This window comes from Neobacillus sp. MER 74 (assembly GCF_023714155.1).
Window position 1 is genome coordinate 1 of sequence record NZ_JAMAUV010000079.1, and the last position, 421, is coordinate 421.

Annotated in this window: 2 tRNA genes and 1 rRNA gene; all 3 read left to right on the forward strand. The window is 47.7% G+C overall.

The annotated features are described in order from the left end of the window. Positions 1–10 precede the first annotated feature (10 nt). The 3 genes from rrf (at position 11) to M3610_RS27555 (ending at position 370) form a co-directional block, all read left to right on the forward strand. A 5S ribosomal RNA gene (rrf, locus tag M3610_RS27545) occupies positions 11–127 on the forward strand. 61 nt (positions 128–188) lie between these two features. Further along, positions 189–264, forward strand: a tRNA-Val gene (locus M3610_RS27550). A gap of 30 nt (positions 265–294) precedes the next feature. After that, positions 295–370 (forward strand) — tRNA-Thr (locus M3610_RS27555). Positions 371–421: the final 51 nt, after the last annotated feature.

The following is a 421-nucleotide window of genomic DNA, read 5'->3' on the forward strand; positions in this document are numbered from 1 at the left end:
AATTAAATAGTCTGGCAGCAATGGCGAGAAGGTCACACCCGTTCCCATACCGAACACGGAAGTTAAGCTTCTCAGCGCCGATGGTAGTTGGGACACGCGTCCCTGTGAGAGTAGGACGTTGCCAGGCTAACCCTTTGGGGTTATTTTTTTGTCCAAATTTGGTCAAATTCCATAGTAAGCCCATAATTGGAGGATTAGCTCAGCTGGGAGAGCATCTGCCTTACAAGCAGAGGGTCGGCGGTTCGATCCCGTCATCCTCCACCATATTTACTTTAATAATTTTCCATACTATTTGCCGGGGTAGCTCAATTGGTAGAGCAACTGACTTGTAATCAGTAGGTTGGGGGTTCAAGTCCTCTCGCCGGCACCATTAGTACGAGCCATTAGCTCAGTTGGTAGAGCATCTGACTTTTAATCAGAG